This is a genomic window from Allorhizobium ampelinum S4, assembly GCF_000016285.1.
In the GTDB taxonomy this organism is placed as follows: Bacteria; Pseudomonadota; Alphaproteobacteria; order Rhizobiales; family Rhizobiaceae; genus Allorhizobium; species Allorhizobium ampelinum.
In genome coordinates, this window is the sequence record NC_011989.1 from 2,482,122 (window position 1) to 2,504,788 (window position 22,667).

General features: G+C 57.6%; 19 protein-coding genes and 1 tRNA gene. 5 read left to right on the top strand and 15 right to left on the bottom strand.

The genetic code is table 11. The annotated features are described in order from the left end of the window. Positions 1-127: 127 nt before the first annotated feature. Positions 128-1,384, top strand: a complete 1,257-nt coding sequence (locus AVI_RS11705; RefSeq protein WP_015916562.1) for an AGE family epimerase/isomerase — start codon at positions 128-130, stop codon at positions 1,382-1,384. Positions 1,385-1,559: 175 nt separating this feature from the next. Here AVI_RS11705 and AVI_RS11710 read toward each other — a convergent pair whose 3' ends face one another. The 5 genes from AVI_RS11710 to AVI_RS11730 all read right to left on the bottom strand — a co-directional run bounded on the left by AVI_RS11710 (position 1,560) and on the right by AVI_RS11730 (position 5,714). Continuing rightward, the gene (locus AVI_RS11710) at positions 1,560-2,039 is read right to left on the bottom strand and encodes a hypothetical protein (protein ID WP_139192273.1); all 480 of its coding nucleotides are present in this window, start codon (positions 2,037-2,039) and stop codon (positions 1,560-1,562) included. A 145-nt stretch (positions 2,040-2,184) separates the two neighbouring features. Continuing rightward, a complete protein-coding gene (locus tag AVI_RS11715) occupies positions 2,185-2,409 on the bottom strand; it encodes a hypothetical protein (RefSeq protein WP_041696822.1) in 225 nt (74 codons plus the stop codon). 382 nt (positions 2,410-2,791) lie between these two features. Then, positions 2,792-3,613: a thermonuclease family protein gene (locus AVI_RS29105; RefSeq protein ID WP_015916565.1), complete on the bottom strand. Its 822-nt coding sequence runs from the start codon at positions 3,611-3,613 to the stop codon at positions 2,792-2,794. 185 nt (positions 3,614-3,798) lie between these two features. Beyond that, positions 3,799-4,230, bottom strand: coding sequence for a plastocyanin/azurin family copper-binding protein (locus tag AVI_RS11725; RefSeq protein ID WP_015916566.1), 432 nt, complete (start codon positions 4,228-4,230; stop codon positions 3,799-3,801). 80 nt (positions 4,231-4,310) lie between these two features. Continuing rightward, positions 4,311-5,714 (bottom strand): aminotransferase-like domain-containing protein, encoded by a 1,404-nt coding sequence (locus tag AVI_RS11730; protein ID WP_015916567.1) that lies wholly within the window; start codon positions 5,712-5,714, stop codon positions 4,311-4,313. A 107-nt stretch (positions 5,715-5,821) separates the two neighbouring features. Here AVI_RS11730 and AVI_RS11735 point away from each other — a divergent pair, with 107 nt between their 5' ends. Both AVI_RS11735 and AVI_RS11740 read left to right on the top strand, forming a co-directional pair. Further along, positions 5,822-6,685, top strand: a complete 864-nt coding sequence (locus AVI_RS11735) for a DMT family transporter (protein ID WP_015916568.1) — start codon at positions 5,822-5,824, stop codon at positions 6,683-6,685. Between the two features lie 297 nt (positions 6,686-6,982). After that, the gene (locus AVI_RS11740) at positions 6,983-7,621 is read left to right on the top strand and encodes an outer membrane protein (RefSeq protein ID WP_015916569.1); all 639 of its coding nucleotides are present in this window, start codon (positions 6,983-6,985) and stop codon (positions 7,619-7,621) included. 59 nt (positions 7,622-7,680) lie between these two features. Here the strand turns inward: AVI_RS11740 and AVI_RS11745 are convergent, their stop codons facing one another. Next, positions 7,681-8,427: an SIMPL domain-containing protein gene (locus tag AVI_RS11745; protein WP_015916570.1), complete on the bottom strand. Its 747-nt coding sequence runs from the start codon at positions 8,425-8,427 to the stop codon at positions 7,681-7,683. A 162-nt stretch (positions 8,428-8,589) separates the two neighbouring features. On the opposite strand from AVI_RS11745, the gene AVI_RS11750 reads away from it, so the two are divergent. Continuing rightward, positions 8,590-8,665, top strand: a tRNA-Ile gene (locus AVI_RS11750). Positions 8,666-8,884: 219 nt separating this feature from the next. Here the strand turns inward: AVI_RS11750 and AVI_RS11755 are convergent. Then, positions 8,885-9,688: a hypothetical protein gene (locus tag AVI_RS11755; protein WP_041696824.1), complete on the bottom strand. Its 804-nt coding sequence runs from the start codon at positions 9,686-9,688 to the stop codon at positions 8,885-8,887. Positions 9,689-9,910: 222 nt separating this feature from the next. On the opposite strand from AVI_RS11755, the gene AVI_RS30540 reads away from it, so the two are divergent. Continuing rightward, positions 9,911-10,801, top strand: coding sequence for a hypothetical protein (locus tag AVI_RS30540; RefSeq protein ID WP_015916572.1), 891 nt, complete (start codon positions 9,911-9,913; stop codon positions 10,799-10,801). Between the two features lie 114 nt (positions 10,802-10,915). On the opposite strand, the gene AVI_RS11765 is transcribed toward AVI_RS30540, so the two are convergent. The 8 genes from AVI_RS11765 to AVI_RS11800 form a co-directional block, all read right to left on the bottom strand. Then, on the bottom strand, positions 10,916-11,440 hold the full coding sequence (locus AVI_RS11765; RefSeq protein WP_041696828.1) for an SDR family oxidoreductase: 525 nt from the start codon (positions 11,438-11,440) through the stop codon (positions 10,916-10,918). Then, positions 11,440-13,695: a hypothetical protein gene (locus tag AVI_RS11770; protein ID WP_015916573.1), complete on the bottom strand. Its 2,256-nt coding sequence runs from the start codon at positions 13,693-13,695 to the stop codon at positions 11,440-11,442. The genes AVI_RS11765 and AVI_RS11770 overlap by 1 nt, the downstream gene beginning before the upstream one ends. Before the next feature lie 8 nt (positions 13,696-13,703). Next, on the bottom strand, positions 13,704-17,039 hold the full coding sequence (gene gpJ, locus AVI_RS11775; RefSeq protein ID WP_015916574.1) for a TipJ family phage tail tip protein: 3,336 nt from the start codon (positions 17,037-17,039) through the stop codon (positions 13,704-13,706). After that, a complete protein-coding gene (locus tag AVI_RS11780) occupies positions 17,036-17,455 on the bottom strand; it encodes an NlpC/P60 family protein (RefSeq protein WP_015916575.1) in 420 nt (139 codons plus the stop codon). Before AVI_RS11780 ends, gpJ begins: the two co-directional genes overlap by 4 nt. Before the next feature lie 171 nt (positions 17,456-17,626). Next, positions 17,627-18,142 carry a hypothetical protein gene (locus tag AVI_RS11785; RefSeq protein ID WP_041696831.1) on the bottom strand — a complete coding sequence of 172 codons (516 nt, stop codon included), beginning with the start codon at positions 18,140-18,142 and terminating at the stop codon, positions 17,627-17,629. Next, a complete protein-coding gene (locus tag AVI_RS11790) occupies positions 18,139-18,561 on the bottom strand; it encodes a hypothetical protein (RefSeq protein ID WP_015916576.1) in 423 nt (140 codons plus the stop codon). Before AVI_RS11790 ends, AVI_RS11785 begins: the two co-directional genes overlap by 4 nt. Beyond that, on the bottom strand, positions 18,558-22,364 hold the full coding sequence (locus tag AVI_RS11795; RefSeq protein WP_015916577.1) for a phage tail length tape measure family protein: 3,807 nt from the start codon (positions 22,362-22,364) through the stop codon (positions 18,558-18,560). The genes AVI_RS11790 and AVI_RS11795 overlap by 4 nt, the downstream gene beginning before the upstream one ends. After that, positions 22,361-22,666: a DUF1799 domain-containing protein gene (locus tag AVI_RS11800; protein ID WP_041696833.1), complete on the bottom strand. Its 306-nt coding sequence runs from the start codon at positions 22,664-22,666 to the stop codon at positions 22,361-22,363. The genes AVI_RS11795 and AVI_RS11800 overlap by 4 nt, the downstream gene beginning before the upstream one ends. Position 22,667: the final 1 nt, after the last annotated feature.

Sequence of the window (22,667 nt, forward strand, 5' to 3'; positions counted from 1 at the left end):
CTATCATAAAGGGTGAACGGAGCGGTAACACTCTATGGCTGCTGGATAATTTTCTCCTTAAATCGATTTCGATTTCGTCGATTATGCAGTATAGACACGGGCGATTTTGTACCGCGTGGAGGATGATATGTCGAACGTCAATCAAGGAAAATCGCTGGCTGACCAATGGAGCGGACGGCCTTACCATCGCAAATGGCTGCTGGATCAGGCCAATGGCCTGTTTGATTTCTTCCAGACGGCAGCGATCAACCCCAAGGGCGGCTTCTACGATCTTGCCCGCGACGGCACACCATTGACGACAGACAATCCGGTGCGCGGCATCCACGCCAGCGCCCGCATGGTTCATTGCTATGCCATCGGCGATCTGCTGGGCCGTCCCGGCGCTGCCGATGTGGTGGACCACGGCATGCGTTATCTATGGCGCAAGCACCGCGACGAGAAGAACGGCGGCTATGTCTGGCAATTGAACGACGATGGCGTCGCCGATGGCTCCAAGCAGGGCTATGGCCATGCTTTCGTGCTGCTGGCCGCCTCTTCGGCCAAAACCGTCGGCCATCCGCTGGCCGACCGGCTGCTGGAAGACATTACCGAGGTGCTGGAGACCAAATTCTGGGAGGAGCGCCACGGCGCCATTGCCGAGGAATTCTCCCAGGATTGGCAGCCGGTCGCCGGCTATCGCGGCCAAAATTCCAACATGCATCTCACCGAAGCGCTGATGGCGGCATTCGAGGCCACCGGCGAGCAGCATTATCTCGACAAGGCCACCCGGATCGCCGATCTGATCATCAACCGCCGCGCCCGCGAAGAAGCCTTCCGCGTTGCCGAACATTTCGATGAGGAATGGGTGGTGGACCGCAATTACTATCACCCCAATGAAATGTTCCGCCCCGCCGGCACCACACCCGGCCATTGGCTGGAATGGGCGCGTCTGGTCTTGCAGCTCTGGGTGCTGACAGGCAAACAGCATGACTGGATGCCAGAAGCGGCAAGCGGCCTGTTCTATCAATCGATGCTGCTGGGCTGGGACCGCAAGAAAGGCGGCTTTTACTACACGCTGGATTGGGACAATGTCCCCGCCAAAACCTTCAAACTGTGGTGGCCGCTTTGCGAGGCCGCAGGCGCTGCCCATTACCTCAACCAGCACCAGGGCCGCGACCTGAACGAGGAAAACTACCGCAAGATCTGGAGTTTCATCGCCAACCACACGATCGACAAGCAATTCGGCGGCTGGCATGAAGAAATGACGGAAGACCTTGTGCCGTCAAACAGCCTGTTCCCCGGCAAGGGGGATATCTATCACGCCCTTCAAGCCTGCCTCATCCCGCTGTTTCCAGCCGAAGGCAGCCTGACCAAGGTCATCCAGGAATATCCGCTGGACGTGTAATCCAAGAGCGACAAGCACCTGTTGCAAGCCCGCCTTCAATCCGAAGGCGGGCTATCTAGGCCATTTTCGCATTTCCGGGCGGAAAACCGCTTCACACTTTTCCTGGAAATGCTCCAGGTCTTTGCCTCACGCATTTCCGGACGGAAAACCGCTTCACACTTTTCCTGGAAATGCTCTATTTCAGCGATTTGTCGATTTCAAAACTGGCCGCGAATTTCGTGCCTTTTTGCAGCGTGCCAGTGCAGGCCACCAAGAAACGATCATTATTGATCTGGCTGGTATTGCAGGCGCCATTGGCAGCGATCCGCTGCAACCCGCTCTTGGTGCTTCCATCATTGAGAATGACTTCGTCCAGCTTGAGCGTCTCAATCTGGCCCTTGTCGCGCGGCTTTTCCTTGGAGGGGATACCGGTAAAGGTAATGATATGCGTAGTGCCCATGAAGAAATAAAGGCCGGAGCGGCCATCGCTATGCAGGCTGCGGCCAATTTCAGAAGAACAGGCCTTGGTCAGATCCTGATCGCCAATGGAAACCCGCAGGCATCGCCCCTTGACCGACGCAAACTGCGGCTGGGCCGTTTCCTTGGCACCTGCGGCATGGACAACTGTCGCAGAACCAATAGCAGCCACGGACAGCGCCAAAAACAACCGAGCCATCTTCATTGCCAACCCTTACGCTCGCCTCAACTTCGGACCATGCATCTTGGTAGAAGACGAAACTGCCGCGAGCCTTGCGTGGTCATCGCGGCAGAATAAGAGCGGCCATTGAAAATGGGGCTGCTGGCACAGATTACGTCAAACGTTACAGGCAGTCAGCTGGCGCCTGCACATGGGAAAGACTGTCGATCACATGGGCTGCGGGAACGCCGGCTTTGCGGCAACGCAAGGCCAGATTACGCTGACGGGCCGCATCGTCCAGCAAGACGGCAAAAGCGCTGAGAGATACTCCGTCTGCCCGCAAGAGCTGACGGATCATTGGGTCCTTGAGAACTTCGGACATGGTCAGGTCAGTCATATCGTAGGTCACTGGTCTTTTCTCCCTTTGTCCGTGCTGTGCGTGCCGCGCAATCTTTGCCTTAGGCTTCTTTGAAGTCAGCAAACAATTAGGAACGCCGCAAACCGGATTTTGCTCCATGAGTTCCAAAAGTTTTTTATTCTCTGCTTATGGCGGAAAGCATAAAGCCAAGGTGTTACGATCTGATGTCGTGCAGATGGCGCAAAAGTGGCAAGACTGGCAAGTTTTGGAGGCGTGCGACACGAAATGGCACAACATAGGCGTGCACCCCTCAAAACGGCACAGAAAAAACATCCGGAGTGTGTCAGGTTCAGATTGAGCCAGACACACTCTTAGCTTCTTTCGTTTGTCTTTTCGGGAAAACCGGGTTCCACTTTTTCTAAGGCAAACTCTCTCAGCACCAGGGCTGGCGATGGCCGGTCCAGGGCCTGACCAATCCCTCATCGACCATCATCGCACCGAGTGAACGACCATTGCGGCTCACCACGCGCAATTTCCGGCCATATTGGTCTTCATCCCGCATGCCAAAGGGAGAAAGATCGAAACTGCCGGCACTGAGCAGATCACGCAACCGGACCTTTGCAGCAAAGCCCCGGTCGCGCTCGGATTTGCATTTTGCCTGTTCAGTTTCCGGCGCATCGATATCGGCAACCCGGATCTTGGTCTTGTTGACCCAGAACGTGTCGCCATCGACAACGCAATTGTCGAGCCCGCTCGTGCCGCAATAGTAGAATTTACCGGACACCCGCTGCTTATCGACACCGCGCGGCTGTAGCGAGGCAACGACCTGTCCCGGTACCAGCGTGGTGGCGGGCGGCAAGGGACTGTCATCTCTTGAACGCGGCATCATCGATGCGGTCGGTATCATCGTCGTGGCAGGTGGCAGTGGCGTCGGATCAAGCCTGCGGGCCATCGGCGTTGGAACGCTTGCGGGCGGAACCGGGCCAGTCTCGCTGCGGCTACTGGTCTCGCGGGGTGCATGGCCCTGCAATTGCGCGATATATTTGCCACCGGTCCCGAACGTCTTGTCGATCAGTCCCGGCAATTCCTTGCGGTGGTCATAGGCCGAAACACCGGCCACCACCACGACAAGCGCACCAAACCATGGCCAAAGGCTGCCGCCCGACCCGGTCCGTTTTGCTCTCGTCCCACCGGATGACCGGCGTTTGTTTGCGCCCCCGCGCCTTGCCCCTCCCGCTGCTTTTCTAGCCGCCATGTTTTACTCCTTGTCGAATGGCGGCATTATCGTCGTTAAGAGTTTCTAAAAGGTTGGCGCCTTCAAGGGAAAAGCTCTTCCAAAATGAAACAGCATGCCCCTGCACCGGCCCAGGACGCAGACATGAAAAAGCCCGCAACGCTGCGGGCTTATCATTAAGAGGCAATCAAACTATCGGATGCCGATCAGGGCGTAACGGTCAGGGTGCCCTGCATACCGGCCTCGTAATGGCCCTTGATATTGCAAAACACCAGATAGCTGCCTGGCTTCAGCGTCACCTTAAGCTTGCCATCGGCGCCGGGCTTCAAATCCGACACTTCGCCAAGGCTCTTCAACTTCTTTTCGTCAACGCGGTGCTTGGCTGTATCGAGCGGGATCTTGGCATCCGGCGTTGCCAGCTTTACCACGATCATCTCATGGTCTTCCGACATGGCATCGTTATGAACGTGGAACACCGCCGGACCAGCGGCAACCGTTGCAGGCTCCATCTTCAGCCCCATGGCACCACCACCCTCACCCGTTTCGGTGACCTTGATCTGGGTTTCAGCCGCGAAAGCCACCGATGCCGTCAGGCTCGTTGCAATAAGGGCTGCGTAAAGACCGGTCTTGAACATCATGATGTAAACTCCTGATTGGGTTTCTTCTGACACCACCTATGATGATCATTGCTGACAGCGCTCTGAACGCGCCGTACCCTTCACCGCAATTGATGCAAACCCGCCTTCAATGAGCCAAGAACCCTCGCATCCATGGTTTGCGCCACGTTGAAACGCATGAACCGGCCCGCATTCTGCGACAGGCTGAAGACATTGCCGGGTGCCAGGATGACACCATCGTCAAGGCAATGGCGGGCCAGAGCGCCTGATTCGATCCCATCAGGCATTCGACACCACAGAAAAAGTCCCGCCTTCGGCTGGAGCCAGGGCGTGAAGCCAAGCGACGACAACTCCGCCGCCACGGAGCTGCGCGCTCCGGCCAGCCGGGTTTTCAGCCCTTCAAGATGTTTGCGATAGCCGCCATCCGTCAACACGGCCAACACCAGCTCGGCGGAAAGCCGCCCGCCGCCAAAACTCGTGGCAATCTTCAAGTCGGTCAGTCCCTCGATCCAGTCGCGCCGGGCGGCGATATACCCGCAGCGCACCGAGGCCGACAATGTTTTGGAAAAACTGCCGATCTGCACCACCCGGTTCAATCCATCGAAGGCAGACAGCCGCGCCGAAGCGACATCTTCAAAATCGGCAAAAATATCATCCTCAACGATGGTCAGGTCGGCCCGGTCGGCAAGGGTCAGCAAACGATGGGCATTCACCGCCGAGAGGCTTGCGCCGGTGGGATTATGCACGCCCGAATTGGTAATATAGAGCCGCGGCTTATGCGCCTCGACAATAGCTGCGAACGCCGCCAGGTCTGGCCCATCCGCCAGATAAGGCACGCCGACGATGGTGGCACGGTGCGCCCGCAGTAGAGCATGAAAATTGAAATAGCAGGGATCATCGACCAGAACGCAATCGCCCGGCTCCAGAAAAAACCGGCAGACCAGATCGATGGCATGGGTGCCCGATTCCGTCAGCATGATCGCATCCGCCGCAACCGTCAGCCCATGATCGGCCATCCGCCGCGATAGCAATTGCCGAAGCCCTGGCAGACCCAACGGAGAACCATAATCCGTCAGCACAGCACCATCGGTACGGCCAAGCATACGGACCGCTCGCCGAAGGGCTGCCTGCGGCAACCAATCGGGCGGCAGCCAGCCGCATCCCGGTTTCAGCAGATCGCCACCGGCCTCTAACGATTGACGAGAGACCCAGAACGGATCGATCTCCCGCTCCAGCCGAGGTCCGAGATTGGTCAAGGACAGCGGTGCCAAGGGCGCCGCCACGAAAAACCCGGAGCCCGGCCGCGAGCGGATCAACCCTTCCGCCGCCAACCGTTCGTAAGCCTCGACCACTGTGGATACCGAAACCTGCATGGTTTTGGCAAAGCCGCGCACAGAGGGCAGTCGCGCGCCCGTCGCCAGACTTCGGGAGGAAATGCGCGCCCGAATAGCCGCCATTACCGTCTCGATCCGGCTTGTTCCCTGCGCGTCCAAATCGCTCACCATCGCCTCTGTATTGCTCAAACATCCATAACAGTTTGGCAAAATTGTATTGCACCGTCTCTGGCATAACCATCACCTCGGCGCAAGAACAACAAAAACAGGAGCATCACATGAACAAGACGACGAGCGGGCTGATCAATGGTTTTCTGGGCATGCTGATCTTCAGCGGTTCGCTCCCAGCAACCCGGGCTGCGATCGGCAGTTTCGACCCGTTTTTTCTAACCGTCGCCCGCGCCAGCATCGCCGGCTTGCTCGGCTGCGGCCTGCTTCTGATGTTTCGCCCGGCAAAACCCAACCTCGCGGAGATCGCAGCGCTCGCCATGGTCTCGCTCTGCGTGGTGATTGGCTTTCCCTTGCTGACCGCCTACGCCTTGCAACATATACCCTCGGCCCGTTCGCTGGTTTTCATCGCATTGTTGCCGCTTTCCACCGCTCTGTTTGCCGTTCTGCGGGGCGGTGAGCGTCCGCGGCCGATCTTCTGGCTGTTTTCCAGCCTCGGCAGTGCGCTGGTTATCGGCTTTGCCCTGTCTCAAGGGGCCGCCACCGCATCCTACGGCGACATGCTGATGATCCTCGCCATCCTGATCTGCGGCCTTGGCTACGCCGAGGGAGCGAGACTATCGCGCCGGCTGGGCGGTTGGCAGGTGATCTGCTGGGCGCTGACGTTGGCCTTGCCTATCAGCGTCGTGGCCGCCGCCTTCACCCTGCCATCAACGCTCAGTGGTGTCACGGCTGGTGCCTGGCTCGGCCTCGGCTATGTCTCGCTGTTCAGCATGTTGATCGGCTTCATCTTCTGGTATCGCGGCCTTGCCCAAGGTGGCATTGCCGCCATCGGTCAATTGCAATTGCTGCAACCGTTTTTCGGCCTGGCGCTCGCCGCCGCCCTTCTCCACGAAACCGTCAGCGCCTCCATGCTGGTCACCACCCTTGCCGTCGTAGCCTGCGTCACTGGTGCCAGAAGGGCTACACTATAGCCTTCACCAAAACACCAGCCAGGAAATACCAAGGCGCTGAGCGCCCTGGGCATTCCCTGCCCCCAATAACTAAAAATTCATCACAAAAGCAAAATGCACAGGCTTTTCCCTGCCCTATCGAAGCGAAAGAACCAGCAAAAACCCGGAAAATTTGACAGGAAACACACGAATAAGCTGCGTACTGGCCTCATTTGCGGAATTTAAAGCTCATAATTGCATAAACCGTGATATTTTTGCTACATACACGCAAATGAATAGATTATATCTCACTCACTCATTAAACGAGTGGAGACGACTATGAACAAACTGACCCTCCTTGCAACCGCTGCAACCCTCTTCGTATCGACAGGCATTGCCATGGCCGCCGATGCAGTCGACCAGGTTCCGACAGCTCCTGCTGCTGTTGAAACCCCTGCGGCGTTTTCATGGGCAGGCGGCTATATCGGCGTTTACGGTGGTTACGGCTGGCTGGATGCCACACTGTCGCAGGGCGGCGCATCGCTCTCGGATAATTTCGATGGCGGTCGCATTGGCGGCTTTGGCGGCTGGAATTTCGATGTCGGCCACAACGTGATTCTCGGCGTAGAAGCCGATGTGAACTACGACTGGAACGAAAACAACTATTCCGGCGTCAAGGTGGGCATGGATGTCTCCGGCTCTGCCCGCGCCCGCGCCGGTTACGCCATTGACCGCGCCCTGATCTTTGTGGCTGGCGGCTGGACGGCGGACAGAACCTATATCAAGTCTTCGTCCGGCGATTTCAACAAGACCCTGAACGGCTGGACCATCGGCGCTGGTGTGGACTATGCGATTACCAATCGCATCTTCACCCGCCTCGAATATCGCTACAACGATTACGGCACCAAAAATATCAGCGGCATCGATTTCGACAGCAAGCAGAATGTCGTCAATCTCGGCATCGGCATCAAATTCTGATAGACTGCCTCAGACATCAGCCCCGGTTTAACGACCGGGGCTGTTTTTGTGATTGCTGACTATTGCTCCAATGCAAAGCTGACATTCACAGTGACGCGATAGGTATTCTCACCCGCCGCCATCGGCGTTGGGGCGGGCGCCATATCCCGGGCCATACTGGCTTTCATCATCATGCCCTGCTCGAAGGGCCGCGCTGAATTTTCATTGATGGAAATGATTCGGCCAAGCTTAACCCCAGCCGCTTGCGTCAGCACTTTCGCCTTGGCCAAGGCATCCGCCATGGCTGCTTTGCGCGCCTCATCAATGGCCGTTTCCGGCTTGTCATTGGTGAAGCGGATCTCTCCACCCTGGTTGGCGCCAAGCCCAACAGACGTATCGATTACCCCGCCCAACTTGGACAGATCACGCACCCGGATCGTCAGCCCATTGCTGACGGAATAGCCCTCAATCACCGGCGGGCGGCTATCGGCCTTGTCTTCCGGCTCCTGCCGATAGCGCGGCGTAATCTGAAAGCCGGATGTCTGCAAATCGCGATCCGCCAATCCCTTGTCCTTAAGAGATTTCAACACCTTGGCCAAAGCCTCGTTATTGTCCTTCAACGCCTGGGCAGCCTCGGCAGCCTCAGTCACGACACCCAATTGCATCAAAGCCATATCCGGCGCCAGACTGACCTCTCCTTCACCCGACACATTGATGACCGCCTCCTGCCGTGAGGCCTCCTGCGCCATAGCCGGAGAAACAAAAGCCAGAGACGCCAACATAAAACCAAACCGTCCAAGGCCCAAAACCGCACCCAAATTCACCATCTCGTCTCCCAGGCTCCGCTTTCTGATTGCTCAATCGCTCTCTAAACAACCTATTGCGAAACCATTGCGGCAAACACTTGTCGCACCCAACGTTTTCCGCTAGAGCGTCACCATGGACGTTGGAACCATTGCCAACCCCACCGCCGGCCCCCGCGCCAGGCCGGGCCTGTAGCTCAATGGTTAGAGCCGGCGGCTCATAACCGCTTGGTTGGGAGTTCGAGTCTCTCCAGGCCCACCATTCTTATCTCACCGGCGTCAAAATCAGATTGTATGTAGCTCGCTGTAGCTCGCTGTAGCTCGCCGCGGACTTCCGGAATTTTGACACGAAGAATCGGAAAAATGAAATTTCCAGAGCCGATGTCAAAAGCTGCCCTTTGAGGCGCCTTTGAAGACACCTGGAAGACAAATTGGCGGTTTCCGTTTAAAGCTCTCATGCCTACTGAGGATCGCTTACCCTTTAGCTTATTGGGACCAATGTAAGTTGTCCGGCCGAGTCAAATTCCAAGTCGCTATGGTACAAAGTTAAATATTCGTCAGGAGTTTCAGCAAGGACACTAGCTTTAGGTGGCCCGCGAAATACGACCATTAGAATCGCTGGCACTCCGTTGAACTCTTTTGCCTTTAGTTCACATAAAACGTTTAAACGCTCGTTATCTAGATCGGCATATAAAGTCACTCTACCACCATCTGCGAAAAGCACTTCAGACCGGTGCATAGTCGCGACTGTAAAAGACCCAATGAAGTTGGAGGCCTTTCTAAATACCTCTTCCTCTCCCTTCTTAAGCAACCCCTGAGACCGCAAGGCAGATGCCATCTGCGAAACGAGTAGCTCGTTTGTCGTCTCGGTCGTGGCCGCTAGCACGCTCGTTAGGCTATGCAGGACCGGGTTTTCTTGGGCAGTCGGCAAGCGACCAAGCGATAATCTTCCATTAGGCAGTACCTTCAACGCTTTGATCACATCCGACAGAATTCGGTCGGCGACCTTCACCTTCAGCCCGTTCTTCTCAATTTCTTTCCTGGTCAAACGGCGTCGTGTTGCCCGCAAATAGTCAGGAAAATAATCTGGTAGATTACCAAAATCGATCACACGATCCCCGCCGTTTAAAACTTCGAGATGGAAACGTGCAATAACGAGGTTGTCCCAGACCTCCCCGTGGATAAGCCCGCGAGTGCGCTCAGTCCGGTGAGCAACGAGATCGCCTATATCTCTGAGAACTTGCCGCCCATCATGTTTTTCGCGCAGGAAAAGCAGGAGTGCCATCACGTCATCAGGTCGATAGTCGCCCGCTAAAATTCGCAGTACCCTTCGTCTATACCCTGACAAGACCAAAATTACCTCCACCCGTGCCTTTTGCTTCTTTCTCCATCTACATCTGAAAGAAACGGAATCAATTTCGAAGCGTACCCAATTTTAGTTATCTGAATCGACTGGTTTGGAGAAAGGAGAATCGACTAATCTCAATACGAGCATGGAGGAGCAACAATGAAACCGAAAATCACGATTAAGAATGTTGGGTTTGACGGGTTTGGAACCGGGGTTCACTCAAACGGACCTATTGAGGCCGACTTTTCAAACAATACGTTCAATAACGTTACAACGCCTTATGATCTCGCGCCGGGCTCAACCGGAAGCATTCAGAATGAGCGGATTGTCAACGATCCAAAGTTAGGATTCTCAGGCAGAAACGAGGCATCAAAAAGGGCTGAGCAAACCTCATCAGGATGGCGCATGCCAGCAGGTCCCCCAATGCCATCTTACTGTCCAAAATGCCAAAACATTTTCCCTTCGAAAAACTACCGCTTTGCAGGCACATTTTTTACATGCTGGGGCAATAAGGAAGAATGCCCAGTTTGCAGCTTTCCGAACGCAGAATTGCTTGAAGGAACGTTTGATCTGTCGCGGGAAACGGCGACCATTCTTAAGGCTCCTGATTTTAGTTACGAGATGCTCACGAGGCTGAAACAACTCGGTGCCGACGTCGCGTTCGGAAAACTGAAGGTGGAAGAAGCCATAGAAATTGCAGAGTCGATCTATGGTCCTGCAGGAGCATCTCTCAAGAAATGGGTGTGCTTTGGCATAGGATTCGAGATAGTTCGTTTTTTCTTTGAGATCGTTGGCGGTGTTGACGCCACGTGGAGCATGGCGCAGCGACTGACAGATAACAATGTCGTAGTTGACCGCGTGTTGGAATCTGCCTTCTCGTCTTTTTCATTCAATTGGCAGGATTATCTTGAGCAGCCACGTGGGAGCATACATTCTGAGCCACCAACACACGAGCTTAATAGTGAGGAAGGCAGACAACCAGCCAACGAAAAAGCCGCCGAGCCGCAGCTTCCAAAGGTTGGCCCTGTTCCCCAGCCGAAGCCAAAATGATATCTCATGAGATCGATCGCGCGTCATAAACAAAGCCTCGATTTTCACTGTAGTGCAGGTCGAACGCCAAGCTTCTGCCCTACGTTGGATGAAGCGTCTCCCGACGTGGGCCGGTTATTCGCCCATCCAATCTTGATGAAGCGGACGGATCAGATGGTACCCATTAGGTTTCAGTAGAGCTGCTCGATAGGCTGCGAGAATCTGATCTTCGCTCATCGCCCATGGCATAGAAACATCAGTTAAGGGGCCGTACCCTCCCATTCTGATGGCGACTCCCGACCGAGAGGCGTCCTCTTCAGTCCAAGCCTTCAAAAATGCTTCAGCTGCTATTTTCCCGGCGGCGTAAGCGTTGATCGCTTCCACGCCGTTGCCTGTCTCGATGCCAAAAGAACTGGTAAAAATCACACGGCGATATGGTCGGTGCAGAAGCCGCATGAAGGACTGGAAATCCTCCCAGAATGGCTCCATCCGATTATGCGGTGGCGGCGAGGTCGCACACCAGATCGCAATATCATGCAGCGACGCAGGAGCCGCCAGCTCGTTGTCGGTATTAATCGGCACTACCGACTGTCCCATTCCCTGCAAATCCGCGACAACCAGTCTGCCGATCTTACCTAACGCCCCATAAACGGCAATCATCAGAACGATCTCCAGATCTCGCGCACCACGGACCCTTCGGCGAACGCCCTGAACGTCATCATCCCACCGTTGGGCATCGTCACGCTTGCCGCCCCCTTCAGGAGCAGAGTTGAACCATGTGCAACGGTGGTGTTTGCATCCTTGGCAAGGACGGTCCAGGTTTGGCCAGCAAACCAGTTGGTGAACGTCGTGATCGTCGTCGCCGCTGTATTGGCCGTGGTGAAATACCCCCAGATCGCGCTGTTGACCGACGGCGTTGCAGCGTTAGCAGCAAAGGCTTCTTCGCCGGCCGGCCGGATATTTCGAAAATCGTTAGACAGATGATTTGACTTGTCCGTGGCAAACGCAACCGCAGGATTGCCGGCATTTCGAATGTCATCAATCGTATTGTTATCGTTACTGGTACCGGAAAAGACCACCATGTTGTCGATGGTGCTTGCGCCGGTGTGACGTCGCAGGCCTTTAATTTTGTTGTGATCGCTTCCCGATGCCAGTTCGACACCCCAGAACAAGCCAGATGCACCGGTGTTGCCGAATGTGATGTCATCGATCTGCATGCCATTGCAGTTTTCGAGCCTGATGCCACGGAAATCGGCCGCCGAACCGCTGATCTTATAGATGTCGAGGTTTTTTATAAACCCGACATGCTTTGCATAGAGATCGACGCCGACCTGGTAAGCATTGATATGACCATGTGCGATCTGGCACCCCGCCTCGGCGGCCGGTGTCCTGTATTTGATGCCCGTGTTTGACGACAGGATCGTAAAATGCGTGAAGATGATTCCTTCATCATCCCCTGCATCTTGCCCGAAATTCGCGCCAGTCTGGAAGCCGTGCAGGCCAACGTCGTAAAACTTGCTATCCGTGCAGTTCTTCGTGAGGATGCCTGCTGTTCCGATAACGGTTTCACCAGCGGTCAATGTGCGACCGAAACCGTAGAGACCACTGACGGACGAGTTCCAGCAATTTTCAAGGTCGAGCAACACGTCCCAGCAGTCGCTGAAGACGTCGACCCCAACAAATTCCAGATCTCGGATCACCGGTCCGCGCCAGAGCGACGATGCCAGTACAGGCTGGCTGATCTTGACGCCTTTACCGGTGCCCTTACCTGATGTCCTCATTCGGATACCTTGCAGATAAGCGGTCACAATCTGGTCTGTGAACGTCAAATCAAGGCCAGGACTTACGACGGTATCGGGCCATATAAATTCAGAGATCGGCGCTCCACCCCCTAAGATCCTTACGCTTTTGTTGCCGGATCTGGCATAGCGCGACGACATCAAAAATGAGCCGTCGGGTTTAACGGGGATGTTACGAGCCTGAGAATAGGTAATCGCGTCATCGAGCGCCTGGACGGCATCCTGCGTACCGTCGTTTTTAATGTCGAGATCTGCGCATAGACGAATTTCTCGCGCGTCAGCTCGGATGAATGCACCGCCGCCGATGGCCGGAGCATACAGACCACCGTCACTGGCAATAATCGGTTTTGTATTGCCGGCCGCCGCCTTCGCTTGAGCAGACGTCGCAAAGTCGCTGGAAGACAGGATATCACGTAATTTATCGACAATCGGTCTCGCGATCTGTCCAGTGGCGCCGGCTGTGTAGATGGTAAGGCTCTCAGCCGTCTCTTTCGCCTGAACCGCCTCATCACGCGCGGTTTCTGCTTGCGTGACCAACACTGCAACGTCTTCATCCGTAATCAATCGGAACGTAGAGCCGAAGATCTTGCCAGCCATGACCATGCCAGACGCCAGCGCGCTGGCATCTGTCCCACGATTGGTTTTGATCGTCAGTGCCTCTCCATCATTAAAGCTGATCGTCGCCGGCTCACCTGTCGTTGCCCGAAACAATTCGACCAGAATGAACATCTCCTCAGACACCGGTATCGTCGTTGTCGCCTTGACAGCATTTGCTGTGCCAGCGCCGGCATCCTCGGCTGTCAAAAACGAGTAGGGCAATGGCAGCGCCCATTCCCAGGTCGTACCGGTCCACCGCCAGATGCCATTGTTCGCAGCGGTTGCGTCTTCATAAACCCAGGCACTGATTTTGCTCGCCAGGGCAGATGCGGCAAGATCCGCATAGGTCTTGAACAACGGAGCCTGATTACCAAGCAGATTAATTGGGCTGGTCCCGGCAAGTTGCTTGGCGAGATCGGTCATCGACTGGAGACGTGACGAGCCTTTTCGGTTGCCAATGATGGTATCCAGCAAGCCGGTAGCCGCGACATTGGGGGATCTGACGCCGAGATCGGTCATGGACGCTCCTATCGAACCGAGATGGTGAAGGGACCGGTGATCGGTCCACTCACGCCGTTCGCGTTCCGTGGCTCCAGCCACAGATAATTGGTGCCTTGCGGCAGACAGGTGGATGTTTCGAGATAGAGGACGAGGTTATCGACCTGTCCGGAAAAGGCGTCGGTGGCGGCAAGCGCGAGCGCGGTATTGCCGCTCAATGCCTGCACGGTCTCGCGGATCGTCGCGGAAGCGGATCTGTTGCCGGCAAACACCGTCGTTCCGCCCGTCAGCTTTGGCTGGATCGAGCCGGCCGAGCGGGTCAAATCATAGCTGAGGCGATAGGTGGCACCTGCCGTCAACGTCACGGCCTGGCTGATATTGCTCGCCGTCCCGGAGCTGTGAACCGCCGCGCCGGATGAAACCATCCAGCCGTCGCCAAGTGTCCAATTGCTGGAGCTGTCAAAGCCACCATTCACCAGCATGTTCGAGCGGGTCGCGTCACCCACCGCAACGGTATAGGATCGCGATGCCTCGACTGCGATTGGCGAACCGATCGCATCCGTTGTGGTTTCGAGGTCGTTGACGGTCGAGCAATAGATCTGAATGGCAGATGTTGCCGCATCATCCGTGGTCTGGAAGGCGATGGTTGCCCCGCCCAGGATCGCCACGACATTGATATTGCCGGACGGCAATTGTGCCGGCGTGGCACCATCATCCGCGCCGATCGTCACCGTGACGGGCAATGAAAAGGCACTGATCAAGCCGGTATCGCCAAGTGCCGCCACCCGCACCTGGACAACATCGCCGGTCACATAGGATGTGATCAGCACCGCACCATCGCCCACGCCAAAATCAATTGGCGTCCATACGGTCGTACCGGATTTGCGATGCTGGAGCCGATAGGCCACCGTCACCACATTCCCAACACCCGGTGAGGCGGACACGCTCAATCCGCCAGAGATCTCCGTTCCGACAACACCGGTGTCGATCGACGTGATGGTCGGCGTTGGAGGGGCGCTGCTGGATGTTTCGACATCCGCCCCCGCGCGGCCGGACCATGCCGGTGCCACCTCTTCGTCGGTCAGCTCGTCAATGATCGTTGCTGCGTTGACCAGGCGCAGATGCGACGACATGTCTTCCCCGGCCTCGACCCGCGTGACGATCATCGGCAGGCTTTCGGAGGTCAGCAAGCCGACATGCACCAGCGTTCCGGTCTCCGGCACGATGTCGGGGTTCTGATCGGCCATCACGACGGTCTTGCCAGTGCCGACAACGGTGAGCAACGTCACCAACACGCTGACGCCGATCGTGTCGTCCTCGTCCGCAAAGTGCCGAAACCGCAGACCATAGGTCAGGCCGGAGGTCATCTCGACTTCGCTGTCCAGCTCGATGGTGCGGCCAATGACATCGAGGACGCGGGCTGCGACCTGTGTGCGCTCCAGAACGTCATAGGAGGCCATGACCAGATCGCCGCGTGTGGCGACGCTGATCGGCCCGTCCTGGACGGCCTCATAGATATCGATCCGGTAGAGCGCCTCGTACATGCGCCGGCGCGCTTCGACCCAGATCTCGTCCGGATTGGTCTTGCCGGGCAGTTCCAGGGCTTCCGTCAGGGTGATTGGTCCGGAATGGCCCGGCCATGGCACCAACCGTTCGTTCTGCTTGTAGTCATAGGTCTGGTCGAAGAACTTGACCCGGAACCCATGCGGCGGATCGAAGTAGGTGCGGCTTGCCTTGAAATTCGAGGAGTTGCGCGGGTTGATATGGTCGATGACCAGATCCTGCGGCCGATCGACGATCACACTCCAGCGCACACCGTCATAGCGCGACCGCGCCCGGCCAGCCCCGGCGATATCGTCCAGGCGCTCCCGCAGCGTGCGGTCATCATCATGGACCGCATTGTATTCGAGGCCTTTGGATACGCAGAAGACGTGCCAGTCGGCCAGCGCATCGAGATCGATCTCGCTGTCAGCAACCGGTTTGGGATTGGATTTCGATTGCAGGCAGTAGCGATAGAGTGAGGCCGGGTTGTTGGTCTCTCGACCGATCCATGTGCCGGTCGCGGCATCCCAATCCAGGCAGCGGCGCGATGCGATGATGTTGAAATTATCGAGCTGGCCATTGAGCTGATAAGTCGCCTTGACCCGCATGGAAATCATCGCCAGCGGATAGGGAAAGTCGATCGGATATTCCGGCCGGATCGTCTGCAAGGCCACCCAGGTGGTGCGGCTCTGGTAGTTCGACTTGGTATGCTCGTCCGTCATCCGCGTGACTTCGATGTCGTATCGGCCGCGTGTCGCGAAAGACCATGTGTATTGCCGATAGAAGGCTTCGAGCTTCTGGCTGGTGATCGTCATCGTGGTGACCACGACATATTGATCGTCGGCGGCATTGGCGGGCTTCTGCCGGATGCGGATCTGCACCGACAGGTTCTTCTTGTTGCCTTCGTCATCGACACGGCCAAGGCCAGCCGGAAAGCCGATGATCACCGAACCTGCCGAGGCATCGGCACCCGTGGTGCGCACGACCGGATCTTCCTTCGCCGCGCCGCTGATCACCTTGCCCTGATCGTTGCGGGGCCTTTCGCGTGTCAGCTCGACGCCGAGGGACAGTTCATAGACCTGCCGATAATAGAGCGTGAAGGTACCATCACTGGCGAGACCTTCGTGGGTCTCGATCGTCAGCTCATCATATTCGTCGATACTGGTGTCGCCGATCCAGAACTCAGAGAGCGCCACGCCATAGTCGCCGCCATAGCCGACCAGAAAGATCGAGCGCAGATATTGGATATTGCCGACGATTTCCGTGTAGCTGGTGGCGGCGAACGGTGGTGCAAACCGGATCTTGCCGTAGACTTCTGGAATGACGCCGTCCGGATCGAGATTGTTGCGCCAGCCGTTGATGTAATAGGTGGTCTTGTCCTTCTTGTTGCTGGCGGGCGGAATGAGCGCGTTGATCAGCAGATTGCCAAGCACGGTCAGGCCAAGCGTGATGCCGGCCGCAACGACCGTGGTGGCCGTTGCACTGCCAAGCGCCATGGCGGTCGCCCAATACTGGCCGATCGCAGCAGCTGCAATGGCCACGACAACGGTCAGGACAGACCGAAGGGCGCTCTTGCCCGGCACAAGGCGGATGACGACACGCACACCGGCATAGGGCCTGACGCGGTGCCAGTAGCGCGGATCGATCACCGCAGAGCCGCGATCGCTGACCAGCACCACCCGCAGCAGCGCCAAATCATGATCGGACAGACCCGGCATGGTCACGCCGATGATCTCGGCAATGGTCAGGCCTTCGGGCAGTTCTTTGGAAATGCGTCCGACTGAAGGATCGAGAAACGGTACGGCCAAAACAGGAATGGTCATGCCGCCACCTGAAGCCGTTCGAGGTGCCTTAAAAACCGCTTCAAACGCGGTTTCCAGACCCCATTGTCGTAACGTTCAAGCTTGGCCTGATCCTCACCAACGACATGCAACATCACGCCAGGACGGACGATCACGCCAACATGGGTTTCGAACCGTCCGCGCCGAAAGATGGCGAGATCGAATTCGGCTGGCGTATCAACTACGCTCCAACGGATTGCAGCCTCGTCGGCAAACAGCGTCTCGATCTCGGCTGCTTCGTCGATCGAGACGAAGTCACCCGTGTATGTGGGGAGATCGATGTCGAACTGCTCTCGATAGGTCAGGCAGACAAGCGTCCAGCAATTGACCCCACTCTCACGATCAATGCCGTGCGGAGCATGCGGGATACCGACGTAATCTTGGGACCAGTGCGCCATTGCCAACCATGAAAAAGGCCGGGAAGTGACCCGGCTGGATTGGAGGCATCATCGCGCGAGACGGGCATGGCAAAACAGCCGGTAGGGTGACCGGGTTACTTCTGGTTGGATTTGGAGGGACGAAAAAGCCCTACACTATTTCGGGCGGGCTTGCCAGTATCAGGGCCAGCATCAGGAGAACAGGCCAGGAAACTGGCTGCGGGTCATTCGGCCGCCCGGTGACTTCTCTTCTTCGATGTCCTGTCGGCTGAAACTCAATGTCACCTCGCCTGCGGTCAGGTCGGCGCTGACGATCTGCATGTTGCGATACTCGATTTCCACATAGTCCGGCGACGATGCCAGCACCACGGCCATGTGAATGGTGGCAAGCGTCGTGAAGGAACGCAGCACCTTGGCAATATCATTATCGACATTCTCCAGCACAAGATTGCCGGAGGTCGGAGCGTCATCGAGATCCGACGGAAGGATGGTCGAGGCCAGCACGAAGTAAAATGGCTCCGTGCTGTCCATCCAGGTCGAGCGCGTGCCATACATCAACGGCTCGTCCGACAGCCGTTCGGTATTGTCGGTCGAAAGCCGGACAGGTTCATCGAGATCCGGGTGGGTGATGTAGAACAGCGCGACATAGACCTCGTCCGTCATGCCCATTTCCATCGCCAGCCGGGCATTGAGGGAAACACGTCTCATGGCATCACCGTCACGCTGAAGGAAATTCGAAACTGGACACCGACAACCGCGTCACTGGGTGGCTGGTCGCCAAATACCACCAACCATTGCTCCGCCAGCAGGATTGGCTGGCCGGTATCGGTCAGGAGCGGATTGCCGCTATCATCGAGCAGCGGCCAACTGTCAGTGGTCGGGTCCGGCATGTAGAAGGGCGTCGCGCCATAACCGGTTAGTTCCTCATAAAACTGATCAAACACGGCCTTGTCGGCGCGGCTGACGAGAATGGATAGAGTGACCGATCTGGCGACGGCGGAAAAGCGACGGCGATAGCTTGGCACCGCGCCGTCGTTTTGCCGCTTGAGGCGAGGATCGGTCGTTGTCCGCTGCCAGGTCTCGCGCTCCGGACGCGGCAGGACATCGGGCCAGATTGGAACCGTCATCGGGCGATCCCTTTCTTCTTGAGGCCGTATTGCTGCTCAATGGTCTTGGAGGCTTTGCCACCTTTGGTGCCGATCGCATCCCCTGTCATGTCCGCAATCACGAACTTGGTCTGGCGGCGGCCACTCGCATCCGTGGTCTGTTCGGCCTGAACATTGGCTTTCGAATAATTGTGAACGGTAATGTTGCCGCCACCATTGTCGTTCGACGACTGAGCAGCGCCACCCGATCCACCAACCACGCCACCCTTGTCATAGCCGCGATAGCCGAGCCGCATGGCATCGACCGTGGCCGCACCGCCCGCCCGCGCCACGTCGTCCTGGCTCCAGACGACTTCGCCCTTATGCACGACGCCAGCAGGTTCCTTGCGGCCGCCTGCTCCGGTGTAGCCGCCACTATCAAATCCCAGAAAGGAACTGAACGTCGTGTTTGGACGCCAGAAAATGGAGGTCGGATCGACAGAGCCACCGAACAGCGACGACATCAGATTGGTCGTTCCCTTGGAAAAGGACGATGCGAGACCACCAAAAATGTTCTGGCTACCACCGCCAGCAGCACCGGCATTTCCACCGCCTGAGATCAAATTGGTGAGACCGTTGCCGAGCTGGCCAAGGCCATTGCCAAATGTGCCAAGGTTCTGGTTGGCGGCAGCCGTGCCCGTCGAAAACCGATTGAGGGCATCGGCAGCCTTGGTGCTGGACGATTGAATGCCCGGCCATAGGGATGACTGCGCCGAGGTCAGGCCCTTATCCCAGGAACCACCGCCCATGCCGGCCTTGTCACCGCCGAGGTCGAAATGCATGGTATCGAGCGCGCCGTATTTGCCCTTGCCGCCGCCGAAATAACCACCCCAGCGGAACTGGTTGGCCAGCTCCGGATATTTCTCCATCTGGACGGAACGCGCCGTCTGGGCAAACTTCTCGTAAGTGCCGAAGCTGCCGGCGTCCTGGTAATTGCCAAGCTGCTTGCCACTGGCGAGATCGGTCAACTGAACGTCGGTTGCCAGTCCCTTGCCGTGGAAGCGCGGATCGCCAGCCCGAAAGCCGGAAATCGCATCGACCTTGTATCCCGGCGTGCGCTGGGCAGCGGTATTCAGGATATCAGTCAAACGCGGATCGACGCCACTGCCCTTGTAGTTGCCGGCGCTGGACATCGACTGGCCGAGGCCGGTAAGGGCATTGGCAGACGAAGTGCCCGCCGTGTTGGTGTTGGCGGCTTGAAGCCCGGCCGGCGCAATGCCGGTCCCGGCCACGCCGCCATTGATCATGACCGTGCCGGCCGTCACCGCCATGGAGCCGACAGATTTGCTATCGCCGAGTAGGTTGCTGGCAACACCCTTGACGCCCCCAACATCCGCCAGCGTGCCGTAGTTTGAACCGGTCAGCGCGTTCTTGAGCGGGTTCTTCACCGCGAGATCCAGGACGGTCTTTTGAATGTCCTTCGAAATCCCTTCAAGCGCCCCGGAAATGTCTCCCGACGACAGGCCGTCAACGATCCCGTCGATGGCGCTTTCGGATGATTTACGAATGCTGCTCCAGGCTTCACTGGTTCTGGAAAGCTCGGCATTCATCTGCGCCTGGGCACTCGCACCACGCCGGATCTGGTTAGCCTGGGCACTGGTGGCCTCCAAGCCAAGCTCGCGGATCTTCAGCTCGGCGTCGTATTGCGCCAGCAAACCCGTCTGTTCGGTCTGGCTTTTGCCGGCAATGCCGATCTGAAAACCAAGCCGGTCATTACCCGTCTTCTGGTCACGCAGATAGGAGGCGACATTTGCCTCTCGCTGGGCAGCGGCAAGACCGGAATAGCCGGATCGAAGCTGCTCGATCACGGCCAGCAACTGTTCCTTCTCCTTGCCCTCCGCCTTGGCCGCAGCTGCGATCAGCGGGCGCAACTGGATTTCCGATTCCATCTGCGTTTGGGCCTGAGACGCGGTCAACGTCCCGGCTGCCACCTGGGCGGCAAGCCGCGCCCGAACGGCCACCTCGGAAGTCATATCGGCGGCTTGCGTCTGGGACGATGCAATCGTTTCCTGAATGACACGGTTGCGGGCCTGAGCTGCGGCGGCCGACACCTGGTCGGCGCTCATCTGCTGGTCGGCAAGCTGCAACCGGGTTCGCTGAGCCGTTAGATCAGCCCGCACAAGTGGATTGCGTTCGTTCTGGATCTGGATGTCGAGGCGGTCCAGTTCGATCGCGCGGCTCTGGCGATTGTTGAGCGCATCAAGCGCCCGCGTCTGCGCCTCGATGCCAACCGTAAGCTTGGCGCGGTCCTCTGGGCTAAGGGACTGGATGGTCAGGCCGGATTGCATGGCCGCGATGCTATTGGTCAGGCTCTGGCGCTGAGCCGCGTCAGCATTGGCGGGCACCGCATCGGCCGCACCCAAGGCGGCTTGGCTCTTCCGGATTTCGGCAGCCTTACGCTGGCGTTCCGCCTCGGCAGCCTGTTCGCTGGCCTGTTGCGCTAACGCGGCATCCAGTTCAGCCTGAATTTTATCAGCCCCTCGCGCGCCACGCCCTGTGGGTCCACCGACAGAAAGCTGGTTTCGAAGGCCTGCAATCCGTTCTGCCAGGGTCTTGATGCCAGCTGCCTTATCAACTGTTTTTCCCATCCAATCGAAGGCATTGCTGGAAGCCGTGCTAACCCCGTTCCAAGCCCGACCTAGCGCGGTCGTCGCTTCCGCAGCCGACGCCAGTTGCGGGGGTAACGCCTTGAGCAACACGGCTTGCGCTTCGGATTGCCGGTTCTGCGCCGCCAGATTGGTCGCCTGCTTGGCCGTGGCCGCATCGATCAACCCATATTGCTGATAGAGCGTCTGGGCTGCCTTTGCCGGATCGGCGAACAGATCGGCCAGCGCCTGGCCAGCCGAGGCGGCATCCGTGCCAATCGTCGCGGCAAAATCCTTGCTGATCGAGATCAGGCCTTCGTAATTCTCATTGCCGATCCGGCCAGTGCGCAAGAAGGCCGCTTCCATCGAGCGGGCAGCCTTGACCGAGATGCCAGCGCTGGCAGCTCCGGCCTGGGCAGATGCTTCCATGCTGGCAGCAGATCCGGCAACAGCACGGCCGAGACCATTTGCCGCCGTTTCGACCTCCTTGATCGAGGACAGGTAGCCGCTCCAGGCAGCAGCCCCAACCGCAGCAGCGGTGGCAAGAGCACCGATGCTGACAGAGAGCGGTGTGATCAAGCGGCCCGCATTGGCGGCAATAGTGCCGAGATCCTTCAGCGCAGCATTCACTCCGCCCTGGCCGGCATACATCTGGATAACCTGCGGCCCCTGTTGCATGGCCACCATGGCGAGCGGCATGCCAAGTGCCGCCGATTGTCCAGTGTCGAATACTTGATACATGAGGTTCTGGCGGCGGAACTGGCCCTCCCTGTCGCCATTCATCGCCGCATTGCGGCCCTTGATCGCATTGATCGAAGCAAGCGTCGCTTGCCGATTGCGCGAGATCGCCGCCGTCATTTCGTCGGTGGACAGCACGCCCTGAGCATGAAGGGTGCGGATCTCGGTTAGCGACGCCTTGTACTGATTAACGGTCGCAAACAACGGATTGTATTTGGCCCGCAACTCGTCAAGCGAACGCCCCTGCATTGCCAAGGCACCGGTCCACTCGCGGACATTCTGATTGGCGGCAGGAGATCCTAAACCGGTCTGCGCGGCAATCATCTGCTGGAGTTTGGTGGCGCTGGCCGAGGCCTCAGTGCCGATACCGGCAATCGCCTGCTTGGTGGCCTGCGCGCCGGCAGGCACCTGGCTGGCATCAAGCGTGACGGTCGCGGCGAGTTTCAAAGGGGTGGCCATCATTCGTCTCCACTGTTGAGGACAGGCAGTGCTGCTTCCTCCATCACCCGCAAATCAGCCCAGACCGGGTCGGCATATTTGCCCCTACGAAACACAACGTCGCAGGCGCTATAGTCGAGGCCGATCCAGATCATTCCACCAAGGCCGACGCCGACGACACGCCACTGCGTATCGCAGGCCAGAAAAGCCATCAGGCTTTCCCAATTGCAGGCCGCGACCGGATCGAAGTCTTCTTCGACATCATCATCCGCAGCCGCGACAACCGCACCGAAAGCGGCAAATTCAGCCCTGACATCCGCCGTCATC